This is a genomic window from Porphyromonas sp. COT-108 OH1349 (genome assembly GCF_000768755.1).
Classification (GTDB): Bacteria; Bacteroidota; Bacteroidia; order Bacteroidales; family Porphyromonadaceae; genus Porphyromonas_A; species Porphyromonas_A canoris.
In genome coordinates this window covers 1-7,131 of sequence record NZ_JRAH01000029.1, presented here as the reverse complement: position 1 = coordinate 7,131, position 7,131 = coordinate 1, and the positions used below count along the sequence as shown (strand labels likewise).

Genomic DNA, 7,131 nt, shown 5'->3' with positions numbered 1-7,131 from the left:
TTTTTGCAGGCTCCATGTGGCTCATTTTCGCTCCGTCGGAGAAAGAAGAGGAGAAACAGACCAAGGGCTTCAACACGGAAGTGCCCGACCCGATGGCAACCGAACTGATCGGTGATAAGAAGAAAGCCTATGAGAAGGAGATGATGGAACAGAAGGAGCAGGAACGAAGTCGTGCCATGCAAAGCCTCAGTTCCATGTTCGGAGAAATGACAGCAGGAGAGATTTTGCAGGGAGCGGGAGAAACGTCTGCTTGGGAGTCCGAACCCTCGGATGAGAGTGAGGAATACACGTCCCGACATTCTGCTCCGCAAGATGGCTTTCACGCCTCGGCATCAGCCTATCAGGACATCAACCGCACGCTCGGCAGTTTCTATGAAGCATCGAGGGAAGACCTCGAAAAGGAGGAGCTGCGTGCTCGATTGGCAGAGTTGGAAAACCGTATGAATAGCGAACAGCAGTCGCCTGCCATAACCGTGAACGACCAGATGGCACTACTTGAAAAGTCCTATCAGTTGGCGGCGAAGTATATGCCGTCGGGAGATGGACAGCAGTTGCCAAGTAAGGCATTGGTTTCGGATGGGGAGACGGCTTCCGAAAGGAAAGCGGTCGCAACCCCCCGAAACGGGAAGGCGGTAGCCTTTCCCGTTGCCCCTGTGAGCGAGCAAGTGGTGTCGGCTCTGGCGCAGCCGATGAGCGACTCGACTTTCCGCTCCGAATATGTCAAGGAGAGAAACTATATGTTCCATACCGCCATCGGAACAGTCCTGCCGACGGAGAAGAATACCATCTCCGCCTGTGTGCATACCCAACAGACGGTTACGGACGGGCAGACGGTACGTTTCCGTCTCTTGGAACCGATGCAGGTCTCCGGCAGGGAAATACTACGCAATGCCCTTGTCGTCGGTGTGGCGAAGATACAGGGCGAACGCCTGAACGTACTTGTCTCATCGCTGGAATATCACGGGAACATCATCCCCGTGGAGTTGGCGGTGTACGATATGGACGGGCAGGAAGGGATATTCATTCCCGGCTCGATGGAGCGCAGTGCCGCCAAGGAGATTGTCGCAGGAATGGGTACTTCCGCAGGCAGTAGTATGAACATCTCCACCGATGCAGGTGCACAGCTTGCAGCCGACTTGGGCAAGGGGCTGATACAGGGAACCTCGCAGTATTTCGCCAAGAAGATGCGTACCGTCAAGGTGCATCTCAAAGCAGGATACAAGGTATTGCTCTACCAACCTGAAAACAAGTAATTCACAGTTATTATTCACCACTTTAATCCACAGTAAAAATGAAAAGAACAGTTTTAGCCATCGCCCTGATGCTGGGCGCAGTCTGTGCCAACGCACAGGAAACAACTTCAAGCGGAGACCTCTATCAGGGGCTGACTCGCAAGATTGCCTTTGAGCGGATGATACCGCCCCACGGCTTGGAAATCACCTACGACAAGACGGTGCACATTATCTTCCCCTCTGCCGTGCGCTATGTGGATTTGGGTTCGCCCAACCTCATTGCAGGGAAGGCGGACGGAGCGGAAAACGTTATCCGTGTGAAGGCGACGGTCAAGGGCTTCCACGAGGAGACGAACATGAGTGTCATCACGGAAAACGGTGCGTTTTACACATTTAATGTCAAGTATGCCAACGAGCCACTACTACTTAATGTGGAAATGGCGGACTTCATCCACGATGGGGAGAGCGTAAACCGTCCGAACAACGCAATGGAGGTCTATCTCAAGGAACTCGGAAGCGAAAGCCCGATGCTGGTAAGGCTCATCATGAAATCCATTCACAAGGAGGACAGGCGGACGGTGAAGCACATCGGCAGCAAGTCCTTCGGTATTCAGTACCTGCTCAAAGGGTTGTATTCGCACAACGGACTGCTGTACTTCCATACGGAACTGCGCAACAAGTCCAACGTGCCGTTCGACATCGACTTCATCACGTTCAAAATCGTGGACAAGAAGGTCGCCAAGCAGACTGCCATGCAGGAGCAGGTACTGCTTCCACTGCGTGCCTACAACTACACCACCTGCGTGGCGGGGCAGAAGAGCGAACGCACGGTATTCACCCTGCAAAAGTTCACCATCCCCGATGACAAGCAGCTCATTGTAGAGATGCACGAGAAGAACGGTGGAAGACACCAGTCTTTCGTTGTGGAGAACGAAGACCTTGTGCGTGCGAGGGAAATCAACGAACTCAAAGTGAAGTGATATGAAAAAGCTCGCATTTTTCCTGTTTGTCGTGTTGCTTGCCCTCTTTGCAGGGCAGGCGCACGCCCAACGCTGTCTGCCCAAGATGAAGAGCATACGTATGACAACCGGTATGGCGGACGGTTTTTATTCCGCTTCCTCAAAGAATGAGACAGGATACTCGTTCGGAGCTTCGCTTGCCAACTACACCAAAGGCGGACATCAATGGATGTTCGGAGCGGAATATCTCCGTAGATACCATCCCTATCGCGAAAGCCGTATCCTAGTGGAGCAGTTCACGGGAGAGGGAGGTTTCTTCTGCAATGTGCTTTCGGACGGGAGCAAGACCTTTCTCCTGTCAGTAGGTATTTCCGCCTTGGCGGGATATGAGACGGTCAATGGTGGAAAGAAACTGCTGTTTGATGGCTCTATGCTACGCAATAAGGACGGCTTCCTTTATGGCGGTGCCGTTACCCTTCAGGCGGAGACCTATCTGACAGACAGATTGGTGTTGCTGCTCTATGGCAGGGAACGTTGCCTGTGGGGAGGCTCTACGGGGCGTTTTCATGCTCAGTACGGTGTCGGACTGAAAATCATGCTGGACTGATGGACATGCGACAGATGAGAGAGATTCCCATTGCGGACTTCCTGAACGCAATGGGGATTCAGCCGACTAAGCAGAAAGGAAACGCCTTGTGGTATTCCTCCCCTTACCGAACGGAACGGACACCTTCATTCAAGGTTGATACCGCCAAGAATGTCTGGTTTGATTTCGGGACGGGCAAAGGGGGTGACATCTTCGACTTGGCAGGAGAGTTTATTGGAAGCGAGGATTTCCTTCTGCGGGCGGCTTTCATCGCCAAGAGCGGCACGTGTCCGCTACCTGTTTTGGAACAACCGCAAAGAAGCGAAAAGAAAGAACCCGTCTTCAATGATATTTGGGTACGCCCATTGCAGGACGCCAGACTGCTGGGCTATTTGAAAGAAAGAGGCATCAATGCCCACGTTGCCATCCCAAACTGCGAGGAGGTTCGATACCGGGTGCATGGCAAACGGTACTATGCCATCGGCTTTCGCAACGATGCCGGAGGATTGGAATTGCGCAACCGCTTTTTCAAGGGCTGCATACCGCCAAAGGACATTTCCTTAAAGTGTAACAGCTCGGACGTATGTTCCGTCTTTGAAGGTTTTATGGATTATCTCTCCGCTATGCAGTTAGGTATCATCGATTCGGATTGGCTTGTGCTTAATTCCGTTTCCAATGTGGAGAAAGCTCTAAAAGTGCTGGACGTTTATCGCAGGATAGAATGCTATCTCGATAATGATGATGCGGGACGAAGAACATTGGAAAGACTGAGAGCTGATTTCGGGGAGAAGGTCATTGACTGCTGCTCTTTCTATGCCGACCATAAGGATTTGAATGAGTTTCTGCTTTCCAAGAATGCAGGGAACAATGTATAACAACAAAACGATAACAGACAATGAAGAAAATTATAAACACAATATGGGTAATGGGAGTGCTTGCCCTCGCAGGGTTTTGTTTATCTGCTTGTGATAATGAGTTGGATATTCAGCAGGCGTACCCGTTCACTGTCGAGACGATGCCCGTTCAGAAGCACATCGTCAAGGGACAGACGGCGGAGATACGCTGTACATTGAAAAGGGAGGGCAACTTTGCCGACACCCGCTACACCATAAGGTACTTTCAGCCCGATGGAAAAGGACGGCTGAAGATGGAAGACGGCACGATATTCAAACCCAATGACCGTTACCCGCTTACAAAAGAGGAGTTCAGGATTTACTACACCTCTGCTTCCACCGACCAGCAGACAATCGACGTGTATGTGGAGGACAATTTCGGACAGACGGCAAAACTCTCGTTTGAGTTCAACAGCCAAAAGGACGAGGAAAAGGAGAAACCAAATGAATAGGGATTCATTTTTCAGATGTTGATATAGTGAAATTTTCAGCATAGAGATATTTTGACAGAGAATAACAATAGAGGTTGGCTTCTTTTTTCTCTCTTCAAAAAATCCCCCTTGCAAAAAGTAAGAATCTCAAGGGGGATTTTCTTCGTGTTTTTAGAATGAATAAGTACCTTTGCTAGGGTAGATGCTAGTTATTAGAAGATGCAGTTAAGGTACTGGTTTTTAATAATTAAATTTTAGAGAAACTTTTCGGGTGAAATAATTTACAATGAATAGGATTGAAAGTGTAGATTTACAAGGAGCAAATGCGTACTTTACAAATTTCGATAATCGTATTGTTGCATCTTCTACTAATCTTGAAGTGCTAGAGCGTTATATTGAACGTAACTTAAAGGTTTTATTACTAACCAAGAATAATATTGTCTGCGCTGCATCTCATTTAGTTAATCCACTTACGTATAAGCTTTTCTCATCTAATCCAATCTTATTGCAGAAAGAAATGGTAATTCCTGCATTTAGAAAAGATAAAAAAGAGATTTCAGAATTATTTGAAGGCAAAGAAATAAGTCTTGTAAGGAAAAAAGAATATACAGCATTTTACAATGAGTTTCTCTCTAAGACTGTGCTTTGGGAATTACAAGAAAACTCAACTTGGTTTAGAGATACTTTCGTACGAGGGTTAGCCTCTGAAGACTCTGTGATTCGAAGTAATCTAAAGCATTTGCCAACACATGAAATCGAAGAGTTGATACTAAAAATTAAAGATTACAAGATATTGGATAGAGGGACAATAGACCGCTTAACCCTCCATTTTGACACACACAGTCGAGCTATTTTAAGAAATTACCGTGAGCTCGTATATCATATGTCTGGTGCTAGAGTTGTGAATTGTGAGAGTACGCTCCCTCAAGAGAATTACATAGACTATAGTTTTACAGACTTAAAGAATCGAAAAACTCAGTTATCCGAACTACAGGTCTTCTGGAAGATTTATATAGAATTACTATTGGAGATGTTGAATAGACATAAGTTTTCAGTTGAAGCACTAGATTGTCTTAGCTTCGAGGATATATATTATCTAAGGCAACCAATATTGAATTCTAATTTTATAGATAATTACAATCGCTTCCTTCGTCTTTCAGTCAACACTATCTCCCAAGAAAACAGAGCTGATATCCTATATAATGCCCAAGAATTAATGAATATAAGGGAGGCTTTGGAGAGCCAATATAAGGAAATATTTCAAACACAGCTTTCTTCTTATTTTAAGAAAGAATTTATACGCAACTCCAAAGAACTCTTAAAAAATTCAGCAAACATCGGGCTTGGTTTTCTCTCGCTCCCCAATATTGTAGGTGGAGCTTTAAGTTTTATGACTGAAATTAAAGCTGCACACTTTAATTTCAATCAGCTTCTTATCAATAAAAAAGCTATTTCGAACTATCATTATTATGTTGAGGGAAAAGAAAGCATTTTGAGAGACTATATCATCGGGTTTGACATAAGGGAAGAGACAGAAATGATTGACTTGATAAAGCTTATTCAAGACACTCTATCCGAAAAATTTACCATATAGAGTATAATATTTGGTATTCGGTAAAAGTTATAGAAAGGCACAAGCTTCACCAACAAGTCGTCCTTTAAACCACCTTTTAGTTTTTAATATTTCGCAAACCAACCAGCTCGTGAACTTATCGTTTATAGCAGGATACTTGCAGATTTTCATAACTAAAAGCCCTATAAAAAACCTTTATCAGCCTGCAATTTGTCAGGCGTGCCGAACCTATCTCACTCACTCTGAAAATTGGTCGTCGATAAAATAGACTGGAAGAAATTCGATGTTGCTTCTCGCTCTTTTTTATTGTCAGAACAATGCTAGCCCCATTATATATTAACTAAGCTCATATTAACTAAGCTCAGCCCTCATCGTATTCTTCCCAATCGTCATATTCATTTTGATATTCGTCAAGACGCTCTTCGTTGTCTATTTTTTCTTCATATAGATTGTTTAATTCATCCTCCCAACTTTGTACAATGTAGCCAGGAACATCGTCAGAGGCATTGTCAATTAAATCCCTCAAGTCTGAGATTCGTCTCTCAATTCTCTCAATACTTTCTTCAAGGATTGAAATTTGTTCCTGTAATTCATCCAATCTACTCATAGTTTTATTGCTTTAATGAGAACTATATGTCAAAGGTAGAATTATTTTGCCATTATCATGACAATAGATGTAAGATAAATTAGAATCCTTAATAGGGGTTTCTTTGCTACTTTCTTTGTCCGCCCGAAGCTCACGAAAGAAAGTAGCGGTTGGCAAATCCGCCGACGGCTTTATTCTGTCTGTTCTTCTCGAATGGTTATCTGCATCGTCCTTACATCGGGGTGAGAGGAGAAAGCCCAATTTATCTCCTCATCAGGCAAAGTGCTATAAATGCTTCCGCCCATTATTAACCCACAATCTTGTCGGACTTTCTGCCGTGCTTCCACCTTGCTTTCGGCAACTACTTCAAACACTCCCTCGAAACTGTACTGCGTTCGTACTCTATAAACTTTCTTATTCATATACTCAGAACTCGACCTTTAATAATCTGTGTTCCATTGNCGTACTCTATAAACTTTCTTATTCATATACTCAGAACTCGACCTTTAATAATCTGTGTTCCATTGGCTTGCCATTCGATAGTTTGCGGTGGGTAAGCCAAAAATGATGCGCTCCAAATCCATAGACAAAAAACTTATCAAGTTCTGTTTCTTCGGCAATCTTCTTGATGGCTGCTCTCAATTCTTTCTCGTTGGTGGATAGGGTAATGGCATTGATTATCCTTATAAGTATATGGGGTATCTCGTCCGCCCAATTGCATACGATGCTTTCTATTTCTGCTTTCATATTCTGTATTGTTTTGGTAATTGTTTCTTATGCTGTCGCTCTCATTCTCTGCCTTATCAGTTTGCGGTTGGCATTGACAAGATTGATAATTTGGTCGTGGTATTCCGTATTTTGATTGCATAGT

Annotated in this window: 9 protein-coding genes; 6 read left to right on the top strand and 3 right to left on the bottom strand. The window is 44.8% G+C overall.

What is annotated here, in order from left to right; translation table 11 throughout:
* The 6 genes from traM to JT26_RS06595 all read left to right on the top strand — a co-directional run.
* On the top strand, positions 1 to 1,253 hold a 1,253-nt coding region (gene traM, locus JT26_RS06620), incomplete at its 5' end, for a conjugative transposon protein TraM (RefSeq protein WP_036847971.1).
* A gap of 38 nt (positions 1,254 to 1,291) precedes the next feature.
* Positions 1,292 to 2,212 carry a conjugative transposon protein TraN gene (gene traN / locus JT26_RS06615; protein ID WP_036847968.1) on the top strand — a complete coding sequence of 307 codons (921 nt, stop codon included), beginning with the start codon at positions 1,292 to 1,294 and terminating at the stop codon, positions 2,210 to 2,212.
* 1 nt (position 2,213) lies between these two features.
* The gene (locus JT26_RS06610; protein ID WP_036847965.1) at positions 2,214 to 2,798 is read left to right on the top strand and encodes a conjugal transfer protein TraO; all 585 of its coding nucleotides are present in this window, start codon (positions 2,214 to 2,216) and stop codon (positions 2,796 to 2,798) included.
* Positions 2,798 to 3,652, top strand: a complete 855-nt coding sequence (locus JT26_RS06605; RefSeq protein ID WP_036847962.1) for a toprim domain-containing protein — start codon at positions 2,798 to 2,800, stop codon at positions 3,650 to 3,652. Before JT26_RS06610 ends, JT26_RS06605 begins: the two co-directional genes overlap by 1 nt.
* A gap of 20 nt (positions 3,653 to 3,672) precedes the next feature.
* Positions 3,673 to 4,122 (top strand): DUF3872 domain-containing protein, encoded by a 450-nt coding sequence (locus tag JT26_RS06600; protein ID WP_036847959.1) that lies wholly within the window; start codon positions 3,673 to 3,675, stop codon positions 4,120 to 4,122.
* Positions 4,123 to 4,387: 265 nt separating this feature from the next.
* Positions 4,388 to 5,695, top strand: a complete 1,308-nt coding sequence (locus JT26_RS06595) for a hypothetical protein (RefSeq protein ID WP_036847956.1) — start codon at positions 4,388 to 4,390, stop codon at positions 5,693 to 5,695.
* 340 nt (positions 5,696 to 6,035) lie between these two features.
* Here the strand turns inward: JT26_RS06595 and JT26_RS06590 are convergent, their stop codons facing one another.
* The 3 genes from JT26_RS06590 to JT26_RS06580 all read right to left on the bottom strand — a co-directional run bounded on the left by JT26_RS06590 (position 6,036) and on the right by JT26_RS06580 (position 7,007).
* The gene (locus JT26_RS06590; protein WP_036847952.1) at positions 6,036 to 6,281 is read right to left on the bottom strand and encodes a DUF5320 domain-containing protein; all 246 of its coding nucleotides are present in this window, start codon (positions 6,279 to 6,281) and stop codon (positions 6,036 to 6,038) included.
* Positions 6,282 to 6,451: 170 nt separating this feature from the next.
* Entirely contained in the window at positions 6,452 to 6,682 is a 231-nt protein-coding gene (locus JT26_RS06585; protein WP_036847949.1) for a hypothetical protein, read from the bottom strand.
* 70 nt (positions 6,683 to 6,752) lie between these two features.
* The gene (locus JT26_RS06580; protein ID WP_036847946.1) at positions 6,753 to 7,007 is read right to left on the bottom strand and encodes a hypothetical protein; all 255 of its coding nucleotides are present in this window, start codon (positions 7,005 to 7,007) and stop codon (positions 6,753 to 6,755) included.
* Positions 7,008 to 7,131: the final 124 nt, after the last annotated feature.